A 16122-nucleotide genomic window follows, 5' to 3' on the forward strand; every position below is an offset into this window, starting at 1 on the left:
ATACTTTAGTTTCCTTTTTCTTCTTCGCTTGGATGAATGCCGCGAGAACCTTCGCCCTTAATGCATCGAATACTGGGGTAGACGCGAGTGTCGCCTGTGGTTGTGTAGAAACTCGGTTCTATATTTTTTTCGGGACTTCCGAATTTGAGGGCTGTTCGGGAAGAACCGCTGCCAGAGACCATAAAGAAAGCTCCGACTTCTGGGTTGCTGAAATGTTTAGCCTCATCCACAACACGCCAGTTGTAGCAGTACACTTGACCAGTGGGTGTAATATTGAATCCGAAAGTGTTATATCCGCCGTGTTCCCTTGCCCCCCAGGGCTGTGCAGTCGTGAGGGCTTTTGCAACGGAATGTCCACCAGTAATGTCTAGAACGTATTTAAGTAGCGTATCCCATTCTTCGCGGGTTGGAATGTGCCAACCGTCAGGGCAGACCCCTTGAACGGGCCAATCTATGGAATCGCTGTAGGAATAATTGTTTGCACCGGCCCATGCGTAGTAACGTCCGAGGTACTCGTTGGCTTCGCAATCGTGGCTATGACACCAACTGCTGTCAATGGCGAATTTTAGGTTTTCTGCCATCCATGTCTGTTCGCCAATTTTGACGGTTTTATAAATGTTTCCGTCGCGTTCATCGATGATTTCTCCGTAGGCCCCTGCGTATTCCTGGGCGATTTTTGTCGTGTCGTATTTAGGAATTTCGTAGGTTGATTTGGGTAAAGTAATGGAATCGGGGATGATTATAGAAAGGAGCGATCTGCAATGAATGTAGACGGCGTTATTTCTGTATAGGGTTTTCCCGTAAGACGAATAGCACGACGCCTTTGTTGAGTCGCTGCAAAACTCGGTAACGTAGACTGATTCGTCGCAGGTCTGGTTTGTTTCCATTGTGCTTTGAGCGGATAAAGTCCAATACATTTGAACCTCGCCAAATCCTAAGTATTCGCCATCGTAGTTGCGATATCCTGCGTAAAATCCTTTTGTTCCATTACTGTTCCATGTCCATCCGGAGGGGCATGGATCCTCAAGATCGGGGGAGCAGGATCTACGGAGATTTGTGTTCCTGAGTGTCTCGCCCCATTTGTAGAGACGACCGTATTTTTCGCAGTTTGGGGCATAATCGTTAAAGCACCAACTTTGATCCGGGATCTCGTAGTTGATTGGCTGGATCATGTGAATGGAACTGTCCGCTTGGATTTCTATGTCGTAGACATGCCCGTCTCGCTTGTCAGTAACCTGCATCTTTTGTAGGTCTATGATTGTCTCTCCCCATTCGTGGATGTATGAAAAGGAATAGGGAGTCGTGTTGGTGTCGGCGCTAGAACTGGATGAACCTGAATTTTGTGAAGAGGATGTTGCTCCACTAGAGGAACTCTTGCCTTGCGAGCTTGAAGAATAGCCTTTTGAATTCTCTGAGGAAGAAGAACCCTTTGAAGAATCGCTTGAATTCTTGGCGGAAGAAGACGATTCCGTTTCTGACGTTTCGTTTTCTGGAGATGAGGCTGTTCCCTCGCCGCTGCATGCGAATAATGTAATCGCAATGGTTGCAATGATTGGCTTGATCAGAAACTTTTTCATGTATCCTCCTTTCCCTAAAATTTAATCACCCACGTGGCCGTTGTGGAGGCGCTCAAGGTAATCCTTGGTTTCTTTCGAGACAATTCCGCTCAAGAGAATCAGTGCGACCAGGTTCGGGAACGCCATGAGGCCGTTGAAAATGTCGGCGCTAGTCCATACGGCACTTACCGTGAGATACGGGCCGATAAAGATTGCCGCGATGTAGACCCAGCGGTAAATCAGGGTGGCCTTTTCGTTTTTGCCGCCCATCAAGTACTGCAGGCACTTTTCGGAATAGTATGCCCAGCCAAGAATCGTGGTGAATGCGAAGAACACCAAGGCGATGGCGAGGAAGAACGGTGCGATGACAGAACCGGCTGGAACGATGGCAAGGCCGCGGGAGAACGCTTCCATAGTGATGTTCACGCCTTCGAGACCGAGCTTCGGATCCCATGCGCCCGAAACCACGATGGCAAGGCCAGTCATGGTACAAATGATAATGGTGTCGAAGAAGGTGCCGGTCATGCAGACGAGACCCTGGCGAACCGGTTCCTTGGTCTTGGCTGCGGCCGCTGCAATTGGGGCGGAACCAAGGCCTGCTTCGTTACTGAAGATGCCGCGGGCGATACCTTTTTGCATGGCAATAAAGATGGTGCCGACGGCACCGCCGGTAATGGCGCTCGGGTTGAATGCGGCTTGCACGATTGTCTGGATAGCCAGCGGAATCTGGGCGAAATTCAAAAGCAGCAAGAGCACGCAGGCGAGAATGTAGACAATCGCCATAATCGGGACAATGTAGGTTGAAACTTTTGCGATGCGCTTTAAGCCGCCGATGATAACGGTTGCTGCAAAAATCGTAACCAAAAGGCCTGCGATGGCGGTGGTCCAAGAAACGGAATTGCCACCGAGGTTAATGAATTCAGGGGCGTTCGGGGTGAGGCGGGCCATGGCGCTGGTGATACCGTTCACCTGAGTGATGGTGCCAATGCCAAGGAGACCTGCGCCGATGCCGAATACGGCGAATATGACAGCGAGCCATTTCATGTTCCAGCCGAAGCGTTCCTTGATGCCTGTTTCAATGTAGTAGAACGGGCCGCCTAAAACTTTGCTGTCTTTGTCGACGGTGCGGTACTTTACGGCGAGCAAGCCTTCGGAATACTTGGTGGCCATGCCGAGGAATGCAGCCACTTCCATCCAGAAGAGGGCGCCCGGACCACCGGTACCGATAGCGGTGGCGACGCCCACGATGTTACCCGTGCCGATTGTGGCTGCAAGGGCTGTGCAGAGGGCTCCAAAACTCGAAACTTCGCCTTCGCCGCCCTTTTCGTTGTGAAGCATGTAGCGAATTGCATTCGGTAGGTTCAGAACCTGCAGGCAGCCGAGGCGGATGGTGAGCAGGAATCCTACGAAGAGGATAATGACAATCAGGGGGACTCCCCAAACATAGCCGTCAATAGCATCTAAAATGGAATTTAAAGTTTCCATGAATAATCCCGTAAAAAAGGGTGGCTGTTTCGATTAACGGCCCCAAAGATAGAAAAGTTGAATCAGGAATCATTTTAAATTGCTAATTTTTGACACGGAATAAACAAAAGAGGAAATTATGTGCGAAAATTGCAATTCTAACCGTCCTGTCCGCGTCCGTTTTGCCCCGAGCCCCACGGGTTACCTGCATGTGGGCGGTGCGCGCACCGCTATTTACAACTACTTTTTTGCAAAACACATGGGTGGCACGTTCTACCTGCGTATCGAAGATACCGACCGCAAGCGTTACAACGAGACTGCGCTGCACGACTTGATGCGTGACCTCAAGTGGCTTGGCCTGCAGTGGGACGAAGGTCCGGGATGTGAAGGCGACTGCGGTCCGTATTTCCAGAGCGAGCGCCTGGACATTTACCACCGCGAAATCAAGAAGCTTCTGGATGCGGGCTATGCTTATTACTGTTTCTGCTCCGAAGAACGCTTGCAGGAAGTCCGTGCCGAACAGGAAAAGTCACACGTGCCGGTCACGGGCTACGACCGTCACTGCCGTAATATCAGCCGTGAAGAAGCCGAAGCCCGCATTGCTGCCGGCGAAAAAGCGGTGATCCGCTTCAAGGTGCCCGAAACTGGCGTCACCGAATTCGACGACATGATCCGCGGTCATATCAGCTACCAGAACGAACTTTTGGACGACCTCGTGCTCATCAAACGCGACGGTTATCCGACTTATCACTTTGCAAGCGTCGTGGACGACCACCTGATGGGTACGACCCACGTGCTCCGCGGCGATGAATGGATTAGCTCTACGCCCAAGCACGAACTCTTGTACAAGGCTTTCGGCTGGGAACCGCCCGTATGGTGCCACCTGCCGGTGATTCTCGACAAGAATGGCGGCAAGCTTTCTAAGCGCAAGGGTGCCGCCTCCGTGGGTGATTTCCGCGACCTCGGCTACCTGCCGGAGACTCTCGTGAACTATCTCGCGCTCCTCGGCTGGAATCCGGGCGACGACCGCGAAGTCATGACCATCAAGGAAATGGTGGAAAGCTTTACGCTCGAACGCATCAACCCGAAGTCCGCAAGCTTCGACGAAAAGAAGCTCCAGTGGATGAACGGCCAGCACATTCATCTGTGCGATGACGCATTCCTCAAGGGAATCATGAAGGAAGGCCTGGCCGCCAAGGGTATCGACCTCTCGAAGGAACCCGAAGCTCGCCTCGACGAAATTGTGAAACAGTTGAAGCCCCGCGCCCACTTTGTGCAGGACCTCGCTGACATGGCAGTGTACTTCTTTGTTGCCCCGACGACTTACGATGAGAAGGGCGCCAAGAAGCACTTTGGCGAAGGCTCCAAGGAAGTGGCGACGCTTGTGCGCGACATGCTCGCTTCCATCGAAGACTTCAAGACGCCTGTCATCGAGAAGGGTTTCTACGACCTCGCCGAACGCTGCGGCCACAAGGTGGGTGAACTCGTGGGCGCCCCGCGTCTCGCTGTCTCTGGCGTGACCGCCGGCCCCGGCCTCTGGGAAATGTTCGAACTCATCGGCAAGGACGAAGTGCTCCGCCGCATTGACGTGGCAATGCCCTTGATGAAATAATGCGATCCCAGTTTCCACATAGGTTGTACACACAAAGGCTGTTTTGCCGCCGCTGCCAGAAGGTAGTGGAACACGGCATCTATGCCCGCGAGGCGTATTCGACCTTTGGGGGTATGGATCCGCATATTCCGCTGTTATGCTGTTGCGATGCATGTGGCACCGTGTTTGTCGCGTTTTCGAACGAGTTCGTTTTTTGCGATCGTGAGTATGTGAATCACGACTACACCAAAATCTATGGTTACAACCGCATTACGGCGGGTAACTGGGTTTATTTCAAGGGAACGCCCAAGCCGGGAATTGTCAAGAGCATTTTCCAGACTCCTGAAAAGTTGATTATTGTTGTCAATTATGACGGAGGCCCTGATCAAAAGATTGAAAAGCCTAGAGTCGCTATTGAGAATGAAGAATCTCCCGAGGGATATCGCTTGTTGCCTATACAGAGCGCGCAGACACTGTTGGGCGATTATATTTATCATGCGATTCGCAATCAGTTTGGTGTGGCCGTAGGCCTGGTGAATGATGGCGAAAAAGATAAGTTGGTGGTACTGTTAAAGGACAAAACTTTAGTCTTTATCACCCTTCCGCCCTTGGCTCAAAACGTGTCTAACGAAAAGTTGATAACGGTGGTGCAGGGCAAACTGGCTCAGGTTTTTCCGGATCAGTGTTCCAAGGTGACCGTCGAGGTGGCGCAGGGCATTGTTTACTTGAATGGCCTTGTCGATAACCTATCAATTCGACGGGCGATGGTACGGTGCGTGAATGCGCTCCCTAAGGTGCGAGGCTGTGTCGACTTTACCCGCGTTCTGGTGTCGCCTTTTGTGACCGATGACCAGATCGAAAAGTCTGTGTACGAACAAATTGAATCGCCGGGAACGCACTTGTTCGATTGCAAACTCAGTGTGGTAGAAGGCAAAGTCCAGTTGGAAGCTTGCTGTTATGAGAATGAATGCCCGAAGGATTTGGAAAACCGTTTGGCAGAAATTCCTGGTGTTCGTGATTTGATTTTGCTGGTGACAGAGGTTTATGAACCTGTGAACATGGCGCTTTGCAAAAAGATTGAAGCGGATCTTGCTGCCAGCACTTTTTTGCGTGGTGCCAACATTAGGGTGTCTTGCAATAAACGCAGGTTTTTGATGGAAGGCTCTGTCCAGTCCATTCTACAGAAAGAGTTGGCGTTTGCAACTGTTTTGAAAAATGTCAAGACGACGTCGATTGAAAATAGATTAAGAATTGTATAGGAGGTGCCAATGGCAACCGGTTACGAAAAAATCAATGCGATTAAGAGTAAGTTGAAAGTCAAGCAGACGGTGAATGGCTTGGCTCGCCTTATGAACTGCGGCCCCCGTACCATTTTCCGTCATTTGGAAGTGATCAACGAAGAAAACTGCGGTCTCCGTAAGTTTAAGGAAAACGGCGAAACCTATTATATTATCCAGACCGAAAAAGAAGCAAACTTCAATCAGGACGTGGTCAAGCAGCTTGAAAAGATCAAGAAAAACTTGTCCGAAACCTCTGCTGCGGATATCAAGACGAACAAGCTGCTGGACAAGCTGATTAAGGTCATGCAGACGACAAATCCGGAAGAATTCAAGCCCGATGCCATTACGACGGATCCGGACTATGTTCTGGATTATGGCCCGTTCAGCGACGATAAACTGAATTCGACGCATGTCAATAAGGTCCTCAAGGCCATTCACGAGGGCTTTGCCATCAAGATTCAATATAGTCACGCAACAGATCATTCTGCAGTCGTCGATGAAAATAAGGAAGTAAACCCAGTCAAGGTGATTATGCGAATGGATACGCTGTACCTAATTGCTGGCGAAGAAGACGACAAGGGAAATCAGGTCTTCAAGAATTACCTGTTCGAACAGATCAAGAACGTGCAGGAAACAAACCATGCTGTGCCGAAGTTTGTTTTTGATGCAGCGACGCATTACAAGTACGCCTTTGGCAAGTACACGGGAAAGGACAAACCTGAAGACATTACGTTGGAAATTCGAAACAGGTGGCTGCAGACGCAATTTGAACGTTCCCACTTTAACCCTGAAATTTCAAAACGTTACGACAAGAACAAGAATATGATTGTGGACATGAAACTCCGTATTACGCCGGACTTTGTTTCTTGGCTGATGGGGGTTGCTACGGATGTCCGCATCTTGAAACCGGCTTCGCTTAAGGAATCCGTCAAGCAGAAACTGAAAGACGCTTTGTCCGAATTGGACCGTTAAAATGGAATCGCATAATCTTTCTGACTATAATTTTGAATTCCCCAAGGAACTGATTGCCAGCCGTACGGCGGGCAAGGGGAAAACCCGTATTTTGCATTGCCCGAAAGATGGCGGTGAACGCCATATTCTGAAGGCTCCTGAAATTGTCAATCTTTTTAAATCGGGCGATTGCCTGGTGGTAAACAACACCAAGGTGATTCCGGCCCGTTTGTACGGCCATACCATGCATGGCGGCGAAGTTGAAACGCTCCTGGTGCAGGCCTTGATTCCGGCCGAAGATGGCTCTGCCCGCTACGAGGCGCAGGTACGCCCGGGCAAGGCGTTCAAGGTTGGTCGCGAGCTCGATATTGCGGGTGTCAAGACTGTTGTCGAAGACATCAAGGAAGACGGCGCTCGCGTGCTGCGTTTTGCGGTGACGCCGGTGGAACTTGAAGCGGTGATGAACCGCGAAGGACACGTGCCTCTGCCGCCTTACATTGACCGCCCCGATGACGAAGACGACAAGAAGGCTTATCAGACGATTTTTGCGAAGTATTCCGGTGCGGTGGCAGCCCCGACGGCGAGCCTTCACTTTAGCGAAGAAATGCTCGAAGCCTTGAAGGCAAAGGGCGTTTATGTTGCCGAAGTCACGCTGCATGTGGGCCCGGGAACCTTCCAGAACATTTCGGTGGAAGACTTTACCCAGCACAAAATGCACGGCGAACATTACGAACTCACCGCCGAAAACGCCGACATCATCAACAAGGCGAAACGTGAAGGTGGCCGCATTGTAACGGTGGGTACCACAAGTACACGTGTTGTCGAGACGATCGCCGATGCGAACGGAATCGTGAAGGCGCAATCGGGCGTGACGCACGCATTCTTTTACCCCGGTTACCGCTACAAGATTGTGGACGGTCTCTTGACCAATTTCCACTGGCCGAAGAGCAGCCTCATTTTGCTGGTTTCCGCGTTCTATGGCCGCGAAAACACGCTCGAAGCCTACAAGATGGCTGTCGAGAACAAGATGAAGCTCTTCAGCTATGGCGATGGAATGCTGATTCTTTAGAGTCCGCTTTTTAAGGCGGCTTCTGGAATCCAGAACCAGTCTGGCCTGTATTCCAGTTCGTAACAAGCTTCGTAGATGGCCTTGCCCAGTACATAGGGCGAGGCCTCTTCTTTTAATTGTGCAACGGAAATGCCGGATTCGCGGCTGTAGCCTTGCAAGAAGGCTTCGGCGGAGAGATGCTCAAAGTCTACGGAGTCGCGGCATTTTTCGGTTGCGTTGTTTTGCCGAACGGCGCTTGCATAGGCGAAACTGCGGAGCATGCCGGCTATGTCGGCGGCAGGGGAGCGGAGCCTACGCCTGTATTCCAGAGTGCGGGTAGGTTCGCCCTCGAAGTCCAGCACGATAAACTTGCCGTCTTTATAAAGCAACTGCCCTAAGTGATAATCCCCGTGAATGCGCTGCGGTACTAGTACCTTGGCGGTATCGGTCATTCTGGAACGACCAACGGGAGCGATAGAATCTATATCGGTTGCGCTTTTCGCAATCGTTTCCACTCGCGCCACCAAATCCTGTTTCCCGTTTGCCTGCAGTAAAGCCATCAATTTGTCGAAGGGGACTTCTTCGGGCTGTACAGGCGTGCCGTCTAAATCTTTGAGTGCCTTGTGCATTTGGGCGGTCGTGCGCCCGAGTTCAAGTGCCGCGTCTGCAAAAAAGTTCTGGCAGCCGGATTGCGTTTTCTCGCTCGGTGTGCGGACCATTAAATCCCAAGCATTTGTAGCGCCTTCGATATGATTTTCGAGAATGCCGATAGCGTAACTTGCGGTGTAATCTTGATATTCGATGAATCCTAGAAGTTGCGGAACACCGTCAAAATGGGTCGCGTTCAGTTGCGAGAGGATTTCTTGTTCGGGGTGAATGCCTGCCTGTAGACGGCGGAACATCTTGAAAAAGGACTTGCCCTTGACATAGAAGGCGGAATTGCTCTGCTCGGCACCTAGCGGGGTTGCTGTTGCGAGCGACGTGCGGTCAAGTTCTGCGAACCGCTGGAACTTGAAAAACCCGTTGCGTGCCTTGTACGCCTGGATTGCGGCAACGCTTCCGAAACCTTCGGCGAGTAGGGCCCCTGCTTTAGATTCGTCGTTCATGGTGGCGTACAGGTCGCATGTGCCGTTTTCGAATTCGACTTTAAGAATCTGGAGCTGTACGCCCGCGATTTCGGCAGAGTCCATTTCGCTGATTTGGCGGATGGCCTGCCCTTTGCCCATGAACCAACGCTTATTCGTAATTGTATCAAAAATCATGAGGTTAAATGAAAATGATTAATTATCGATTATCCACATTTCACATTATTTTCTTGCCGTGAGGGGGCAAAAGTACCCTTGGGCGCGCAGCGTGGCTAAAATCTTGAGCTGGGCTTCGAGAGGCTCTTTGAGAATACCTTCAAGCACAAAGTCGGGAATCCTTTTTTGCGGCTTGAATTCTTTAGGAATATCCTTGTAGTCGCTGAGCTGCCAGTTGACAAGCAACTTGGGTAGAAACTGGTCCCAGGGAAAATGGTCGCCTGGTTTGAGGTAAAAACGTGCCGGCTTTTTGCCGTCTTTGGCTTCCATTAAAAGGGAGCCGTCGCGAAAGCAACTAAAAAGCACAGCCTGCCTTTCCTCGTTGGAGGTGGCGGGCTGTGCAGAAATGACTAACACCATTCGCAATTTGCGAATCCCTATGCAGCGAGTTCCCTTTGAATCAAGGAATACTGATAGCTCGAAATCGAAGTGATCTTGAGAATCAGCTCGCGAGTGATGCCGGCTTTGATGAGAGCCTTGGCGTATTGGAGTCTGCTTGTGTTCGACATATGTTACCTCACACGTTTAGACGTTTTAGTTTCTTACGATAAAGATACAATATATTTTTGACATTTCAATGTCAAAAATAATGCAATTTTTTTCGTATTTTCGGGTATATTGGGCCTAACTTGTTGATAGTTCGTGAATTAGGTCCATTCACTTTTTTTAGGGAAATGTGATATAAATTACAGAAAAAATGCAATGCCTCGATTGTTAACGCACTGTTACAAAATTCCCTTCAAAACGGGGAATTTTGTGCGATATTCTTCTTGCGGGGCGGATTCTATTCTAGCAAAAACGACGCCTTCTTCTTGATTTGCTGCAGCTATGATGTCTCCTTTGGGGTTGACTATCATAGAGTTACCGCCATTTAAGGCGTTGCCGGTGCAGTTGACGGCGGCAATATAAACTTGGTCTTCGATGGCTCGAGCCTGCAACAGGGTTTTCCAATGAGCAATTCTTGCAGCGGGCCAGGCGGCTTGAACGGTAATGAGTCTTGCTCCCGCTTTTACGGCGTCGCGGTAAAGTTCCGGGAATCGCAGGTCAAAGCAAATGGTGGCTGCTGTGTTCCAACTTGAAATTTTGAACAAATTAACTTTTGTGCCGGCGCAGAATTTTCCTTGTTCCATAAAGAAGGGCTGACGTTTGTCGTAGCAGGCGTATTCATTGGGATTGCCTGGCAAATAGACGCTGCTGTGGTTCAATAGTTGCATGCCGGGTTCGCTATTCTTGGCAACACCTGCTCCCATGACGGTGCAGCCGGTGTTGCCTGCGAGCTGGTATAAAAACTTCGCCGTTTCGCCGGAGTCCTTGGTGGAAAAATCTTCGGCGGCGGATTCGGGGTGCAGGGGCAGATACCCCGTGGCAAACATCTCCGGTAGAATGATTACGCCGTGAACTGGATCGTCCTGGTTTTTATGAATCTGGGCGGTTAGTTCGAGAACCTTGGCAAAGTTTTTGGCCTTGTCATTGGGGGCGACTTCCATTTGAACTAAATAAACGTCTAACATTGGGTAAAAAATAATAAAAATCCTTTTTTAATGAATATCTTCTGATTTCTCGTTTTTTTCAATTTTCTAATTTAAGGTATATGAGAATTCGTTCCCTGCTCGTTTTTGTCCTGTTCTTTGCGACGTTCCTGTTTGCTGCGACCCCGACCTTGATTGTGGGCGTGGTTCTGGAATCTGAAACTGATTTGCCCGTCAAGAACGCGGCGATTACTTATGTGTCTGGCAAGAAGTTGGGTGAGACTGATTCCGATGGTCGTTTTGAACTTACGGTAGATTCTAGAAACGCCATTTTGCTGTTCAAGAAAGACGGCTTTGACAGCGTGCAGGTGGAATTGCAAGATTTTGCAGACCTTTATGACATGGTGGTTACCATGCAGACTACCTCTGACGTGCGAAACCTGGGAACCAGTACTGTGATTGGTGGCGGCGGCGACAAGGTGCAGTGGAGTTTTGAACGTAAGGTGAATTTGGACAAGCTTGAAGATGCTGCCGGTATGCGTTTCGACGTGACGGAACACTTGAGCCAGATGCCCGGTGTTTCGGGTCAGAAAGATTTTAGTAGCGCTCTTTACTACGAAGGTTCCCGTGCAGGCGATGTGGCTTACCACTTGGGGCGGTTGCGTGTTCCGAATATGCGCCACTTAGATGTAGGCTTTCCCGGAAACCTCTCGGTGGTGAACCCGCACATTTTGAGTGGCATTGAAATTCATGACCATTACGGCGAAGGCCCGATCGGTCAGGGACTTGCAACTTCGGTACAGTACATTCCCGAACAGACCAAGGGCGAATGGGGTGTCAGGGGCACGGCCGGTATTACACTGCAAGAAGTCGTTGTCGATGCTCCGTGGCTTTTCTGGGATAGTTTCCGCTTCGCATTCCGCAGACTCGACGATGAAATGCTCAAGAATCTGGGAGAAAAGTTCTTTACGGAATTCCGCAAGCGCGACGGAGATTGCGTCGACAATTGCAATGTGAAGTCTTCGGATCCGTTTGACTTGTCCGCTTACGATGTGTATGCCCAGTTCAACGGTTCCGATAGCAGCGGTAACACTTGGGCGTTGCGAACCTTGTACAGCTCCGACGAATACAGCATTCATCAGGACACGTCTTCTGCGTACGATCAGGTGAACTCGATTGACATTATCGAAGGCAAGCAACAGTACTTGGTCGTGGGCGCCGAATATAACGCTCGTAACGGTATTTCGGGGCACGTAGGCGTGGTCCGCGAAGAACTGGGTGATACACTCCGCGATACGACAGGTTTCCGCAGCACTGCAGACTCCAAGGATGCTGCGACATTTATCGATGCCTATGATATGACCCACACTACTTTAACGGCGGGCCTTGAAAAGAATCAGAATGGACATATCCTGGGCGCTAAGTTGAGCAATGCCTTGCTTTACGAACACCACCTTGTAGAACGCAAGTACCAGGATTTCGGCGGAACTGAAAAGGGTGAAATCAATGCCGGCGTTTGGTCGGGCGTGAGCCGCATGAACTGGCAAAGCGATTTTTCTCAGAGGATTCTTTCTGTGGGCGCCATTGCGGACATGGAAAACGGCAAGGCTGCACCGACGGCTTCTCTCGACTTCGACCAGAATCTTTCTCGCATCGACACCGCCTACTGGAGATTCGTGGCTAATGCCGCCTACCGTAGCGACTGGAAACCTTATTACGATGACGGCGAACTGAAGGGCCGTCTGGAATCGGGCGTGTCCGGTAAGCTTGGCCTGGGTTACAACTCCAAGTACCTGGTTGCTCAGGGTTCCGGCTTTGGCCGTTATTATCCGGATCCGCTTTTGCCGATGCCCAAGGCTTATGCCCAATACAATGATGTAACTCCCGTTGATTATGCTTGGGTGGCTGGTGTCTCGGGTACGGTGGAACTGAAGACTTCTCACCATTTTTCCATGGCGTCGAACATCAGTTCCATTTACGGTGAATACGAACTGGACGGTGGCAACTCTCTGCCTTGGGAAGCCAATTCCCGTTTGGACATATTGTCTCACTTCCGTTATTACCCGCGCAAGGACTCCATTATCTCGGTGATCGTGACTCACCATGCTGCCCTGCACCGTCCGCTGTACTACTACGAAATCATGCCTTCGGATATCAAGGACCATACCAATGGATCTCGCCGTCTGAAGGACTTGAACAAGTTTACGGATATGTTCCGTACCGATGCCCGCGTGAACCTGGATTTGGTAGGCAAGAATGCTTTCTTTAGAAGCGCTCGCTTCTACGTAGAAGTGGACAATATCTTTGCAAATCTCGATGTAGACGCTCTGAAGTTCTTGGGTAGCGAAAACGGCCGTGAACGTTCTTGGGTAACTCAAGACAACAACGACGATTCCAATGACGGCTATGACCTGGTTCCCTTCATGGCTAAGGGAATGGGCCTGTACGTGCAATTTGGCGTGGAAGTGCAACTCGGGATTTAATAGGTCGCTTCGCTTTGAGGTGAGAGCTCGGTCGCGTTGCTCCCTTTGGGCTTTGAGTAAAATGCGAAGAGTGTCGTCCTGAGCGGAGCCGAAGAATCTAGAAAGAATTAAGGATGAAAAAATTTCTAGTAACTTTGTTGTTCTTTTGGGGGTCGTTTTGCTTTGCGCATGAGACGGATTCCCTGTTTGTGCCGCCTAGGCCCGGAAAGCCCTTGCGCTATTGTTCTTCGGTAAAGAAGTGGATTGAATTTGCCACGAACGATTCCAACATGGTAGAAATCACTCGCCTGAAGGGTGTGCGTATGGACTTGCGCTACGCCACCTTCGAGAACGTGACGGGGCATGATTTGTACTGTGGCGTGCAGCGAGCCTTTGTGCATAAAGATGCCGCGGCAAAACTCCGCAAGGCTGTGAAAATTATGGAACGTGAAATGCCGGGTTCCGAGCTTGTGATTTTTGATGCGTCGCGGCCGCTGTATGCGCAGGAGGCTTTGCGAAAGACTGTGCGCGGAACGCCTTATTCGGCATATGTGTCTTCGCCGGCCACGGGCGGGCTCCATAACTTTGGCTTGGCGCTGGATTTGAGCATTACCGATGCCGATGGCAACTTGCTTGACATGGGCACGGACTTTGATTCTTTTGAACGCTGCGCGGGCGAAGTCGGCGAAGCGGAAGCTTTAAAGAGCGGCAGGCTTACGCAGGAACAAGTGGATAACCGCAACAAGCTCCGCAAGATTATGAAGGGGGCGGGCTGGGTGCCGCTCGGCAGCGAGTGGTGGCATTTTAATGCTTACCCCAGCAAATATGTACGCGAAAACTACCCGAAGTTCCCACTATAATTATTCAATCTCGACTTTAATCTCTACGTTTTGCACCCAGGGCTTGGCGCCGTTGATGATGGGGTGCAGAATTTTGCGCATGGGGGCGAGGTCTTGAGTCTTGATGTAGAACTTTGCCCAATGTACGTTTTGCACGACGGGCACGAAGGCGTCCACAGGGCCGAGCACCATGAGTTTCTTGTCGGCGCGCAGAAGTGATTCCAGGCGCTCCATGGTGTGGCGCAAAAGATCTTCGTCGCGGCTGCCGCAGCTGATTTCGACGAGTTTGCAGAAGGGCGGGTAGAAGGCGGCGCGTCGGTCTTCCATTTCCTTGTTGGCAAATCCGATGAAGTCGTGGTTCACGGCGAACTGCATCACGGGTTCAGACGGCTTGAGTGTCTGGATAAGTACCAGGCCTTCGCCGCCGGCGCGACCCGCGCGCCCTGCAGTCTGGCTCAGCAGTTGGAAAAGTCTTTCGGTAGAGCGGAAATCGGGAATGCCAAGCCCGCTATCGGCGCCAACGACCCCGACTAATTGCACACCCGGGAAGTCGTGGCCCTTGGCGACCATCTGCGTTCCAATCAGAACATTGTATTCGCGATTGCGGAACGCATCGAGAATTTTTTCGCTCGCGCCTACATTCTGCGTGGTGTCGCGGTCCATGCGAATCACTTTCGCATTCGGAATCCATTCCTTGATTTCGTCTTCGAGCATCTCGATCGCGCCGCCCACAAACTCGTAAGTTTCGGCGCCGCAGGCGCTACACGGTGTGTTCACCGGGTAAAGGGCGGCGCAGTAGTGGCACATGAGCGAGCGGTATTGCTTATGGTACACTAGTGGAATATGACAGTGTTTGCAGTAAAGCGTTTCGCCACATTCGGTACACACGCGCATCTTCGAAAATCCGCGGCGGTTCATGAGGATAATCGCCTGATCGCCACGTTCGATGCAATCGGTCAATGCTTCGCGGAGCGCGGGCGACAAGAGAATGCCCTTTTGCTGGCGCATCTTGCCCATGTCGACAATTTGTACCTTCGGAAGCGGCGCCTGTGTGGCGCGTTCCTTGAGCGTAACCGTCTTTAAGTTGTTCGCTTTCGCGTTGTTGAATGTTTCAAGACTCGGCGTGGCACTACCTAGCACCACGAGGGCGCCGTACTTGTACGCCAAGTGGAATGCCATTTCGCGGGTATGGTAACGCGGCGCCGGGTCCTGCTGCTTGAAAGAGGAATCGTGTTCTTCGTCGAGAATCACGAGGTCGAAATCGAACGGCGCAAGAATTGCGCTGCGGGTGCCGAGAACCACCTGTGCGTCGCCCTTCAAAATCGAGACGTAGCCTTCGCGTTTCTTGGGCGCCGAAAGTGCGGAATGCAAAACCACAATCGGGACTTGCAGGAAATCTTCGAAGCGCTTGCGCGTTTGCGGCGTGAGCCCGATTTCGGGCACGAGGATTAAAACTTTCTTCTGGCGCTTCAAGGCTTCGCGGGCGAGCTCCTGGTAAACGCGGGTCTTTCCCGAACCTGTAACGCCGTGAAGCAATACGCCTCGAAATCCGTCTTTGTCCAATTCTTCGCAGAGCGTATTGAATGCGTTAGTTTGTTCGGGAGTCAACGCCGGCGCTACTGGGGTAGACTGTCTACTGTCTACTTCCGACTGTCTACTGTCTGCGGCGAGTGCGTCCAGGTACTTCTCGAAATCGGCGGGCCAGAAGACGAATAGCGCCTTCATGGGGGTACTAATGTAATACCGCGCCGTCCATTCGAGCGATTCCATATAACGTTCGCTAAAGCGGTAGCCGGACTGGTGCGGGTAAGCGGGGCGCACATCAAACTTGGGGCGGTCCTGGTGGACGCGTGCGACCACGGCGAGGGTCGGCTTTTTACGGGTGGCAAACTGAACCCATACAACGTCTCCGCGGCAAAGGCTTACTCCGGCGGGCACTCCGTAGGTGTATACGTCGGGCGCCATGGGAATGTACACTTCGCAAAAATCCGTTAACAATTCGGATTTGAGCTTCTGATGAATCTCTTCGGGGGCGCTAAGTTTTGGGATTCGTTTTGTCACGGGCTAAAAGATAGTTAATACCGCAAAAAGCGCCTATTTTACAATCTTTTTTGTTTCAAAAAACTTTTTTTGTTAGATTATAGTATGCAAATCCCCTTTG

At 51.0% G+C, this 16122-nt stretch carries 13 protein-coding genes; 6 read left to right on the plus strand and 7 right to left on the minus strand.

The genetic code is table 11. The annotated features are described in order from the left end of the window. Nucleotides 1–5: 5 nt before the first annotated feature. The gene (locus B9Y58_RS09870; RefSeq protein WP_083532282.1) at nucleotides 6–1577 is read right to left on the minus strand and encodes an FISUMP domain-containing protein; all 1572 of its coding nucleotides are present in this window, start codon (nucleotides 1575–1577) and stop codon (nucleotides 6–8) included. Nucleotides 1578–1598: 21 nt separating this feature from the next. After that, nucleotides 1599–3041, minus strand: a complete 1443-nt coding sequence (locus B9Y58_RS09875; protein ID WP_073055950.1) for an alanine/glycine:cation symporter family protein — start codon at nucleotides 3039–3041, stop codon at nucleotides 1599–1601. 118 nt (nucleotides 3042–3159) lie between these two features. On the opposite strand from B9Y58_RS09875, the gene gltX reads away from it, so the two are divergent. The 4 genes from gltX (at nucleotide 3160) to queA (ending at nucleotide 7911) form a co-directional block, all read left to right on the plus strand. Further along, nucleotides 3160–4632 (plus strand): glutamate--tRNA ligase, encoded by a 1473-nt coding sequence (gene gltX / locus B9Y58_RS09880; protein WP_073055952.1) that lies wholly within the window; start codon nucleotides 3160–3162, stop codon nucleotides 4630–4632. A gap of 65 nt (nucleotides 4633–4697) precedes the next feature. After that, nucleotides 4698–5870, plus strand: coding sequence for a BON domain-containing protein (locus tag B9Y58_RS09885; protein ID WP_158278345.1), 1173 nt, complete (start codon nucleotides 4698–4700; stop codon nucleotides 5868–5870). A gap of 9 nt (nucleotides 5871–5879) precedes the next feature. Next, the gene (locus tag B9Y58_RS09890; protein ID WP_073055956.1) at nucleotides 5880–6863 is read left to right on the plus strand and encodes a helix-turn-helix transcriptional regulator; all 984 of its coding nucleotides are present in this window, start codon (nucleotides 5880–5882) and stop codon (nucleotides 6861–6863) included. Nucleotide 6864: 1 nt separating this feature from the next. Beyond that, complete coding sequence (gene queA / locus B9Y58_RS09895) at nucleotides 6865–7911, plus strand: tRNA preQ1(34) S-adenosylmethionine ribosyltransferase-isomerase QueA (protein WP_073055958.1); 1047 nt, start codon at nucleotides 6865–6867, stop codon at nucleotides 7909–7911. On the opposite strand, the gene B9Y58_RS09900 is transcribed toward queA, so the two are convergent. The 4 genes from B9Y58_RS09900 to B9Y58_RS09910 form a co-directional block, all read right to left on the minus strand. Beyond that, a complete protein-coding gene (locus B9Y58_RS09900; RefSeq protein WP_073055960.1) occupies nucleotides 7908–9152 on the minus strand; it encodes a phosphotransferase in 1245 nt (414 codons plus the stop codon). The genes queA and B9Y58_RS09900 overlap by 4 nt on opposite strands. Before the next feature lie 45 nt (nucleotides 9153–9197). Next, on the minus strand, nucleotides 9198–9551 hold the full coding sequence (locus B9Y58_RS09905; protein ID WP_073055961.1) for a hypothetical protein: 354 nt from the start codon (nucleotides 9549–9551) through the stop codon (nucleotides 9198–9200). A gap of 17 nt (nucleotides 9552–9568) precedes the next feature. Beyond that, nucleotides 9569–9700, minus strand: coding sequence for a hypothetical protein (locus tag B9Y58_RS15040; protein WP_255370611.1), 132 nt, complete (start codon nucleotides 9698–9700; stop codon nucleotides 9569–9571). Between the two features lie 216 nt (nucleotides 9701–9916). Further along, nucleotides 9917–10678 (minus strand): nitrilase-related carbon-nitrogen hydrolase, encoded by a 762-nt coding sequence (locus tag B9Y58_RS09910; RefSeq protein WP_158278346.1) that lies wholly within the window; start codon nucleotides 10676–10678, stop codon nucleotides 9917–9919. Nucleotides 10679–10782: 104 nt separating this feature from the next. Between B9Y58_RS09910 and B9Y58_RS09915 the strand changes: the two genes are divergently transcribed. Next, entirely contained in the window at nucleotides 10783–13143 is a 2361-nt protein-coding gene (locus B9Y58_RS09915; protein WP_073055964.1) for a peptidase associated/transthyretin-like domain-containing protein, read from the plus strand. A 113-nt stretch (nucleotides 13144–13256) separates the two neighbouring features. Next, nucleotides 13257–13982 carry a M15 family metallopeptidase gene (locus B9Y58_RS09920; protein ID WP_083532283.1) on the plus strand — a complete coding sequence of 242 codons (726 nt, stop codon included), beginning with the start codon at nucleotides 13257–13259 and terminating at the stop codon, nucleotides 13980–13982. Here B9Y58_RS09920 and priA read toward each other — a convergent pair whose 3' ends face one another. Continuing rightward, on the minus strand, nucleotides 13983–16022 hold the full coding sequence (gene priA, locus B9Y58_RS09925; protein WP_085534916.1) for a replication restart helicase PriA: 2040 nt from the start codon (nucleotides 16020–16022) through the stop codon (nucleotides 13983–13985). Nucleotides 16023–16122 lie beyond the last annotated feature (100 nt).

Source organism: Fibrobacter sp. UWB15 (assembly GCF_900177705.1).
GTDB lineage: Bacteria > Fibrobacterota > Fibrobacteria > Fibrobacterales > Fibrobacteraceae > Fibrobacter.

Bases quoted from the DNA above. Each gene is read 5' to 3' on its own strand.
- B9Y58_RS09870 (WP_083532282.1), bottom strand. From the start codon at position 1,577: ATGAAAAAGTTTCTGATCAAGCCAATCATTGCAACCATTGCGATTACA.
- B9Y58_RS09875 (WP_073055950.1), bottom strand. From the start codon at position 3,041: ATGGAAACTTTAAATTCCATTTTAGATGCTATTGACGGCTATGTTTGG.
- gltX (WP_073055952.1), top strand. From the start codon at position 3,160: ATGTGCGAAAATTGCAATTCTAACCGTCCTGTCCGCGTCCGTTTTGCC.
- B9Y58_RS09890 (WP_073055956.1), top strand. From the start codon at position 5,880: ATGGCAACCGGTTACGAAAAAATCAATGCGATTAAGAGTAAGTTGAAA.
- queA (WP_073055958.1), top strand. From the start codon at position 6,865: ATGGAATCGCATAATCTTTCTGACTATAATTTTGAATTCCCCAAGGAA.
- B9Y58_RS09900 (WP_073055960.1), bottom strand. From the start codon at position 9,152: ATGATTTTTGATACAATTACGAATAAGCGTTGGTTCATGGGCAAAGGG.
- B9Y58_RS09905 (WP_073055961.1), bottom strand. From the start codon at position 9,551: ATGGTGTTAGTCATTTCTGCACAGCCCGCCACCTCCAACGAGGAAAGG.
- B9Y58_RS15040 (WP_255370611.1), bottom strand. From the start codon at position 9,700: ATGTCGAACACAAGCAGACTCCAATACGCCAAGGCTCTCATCAAAGCC.
- B9Y58_RS09910 (WP_158278346.1), bottom strand. From the start codon at position 10,678: ATGGAAGTCGCCCCCAATGACAAGGCCAAAAACTTTGCCAAGGTTCTC.
- B9Y58_RS09915 (WP_073055964.1), top strand. From the start codon at position 10,783: ATGAGAATTCGTTCCCTGCTCGTTTTTGTCCTGTTCTTTGCGACGTTC.
- B9Y58_RS09920 (WP_083532283.1), top strand. From the start codon at position 13,257: ATGAAAAAATTTCTAGTAACTTTGTTGTTCTTTTGGGGGTCGTTTTGC.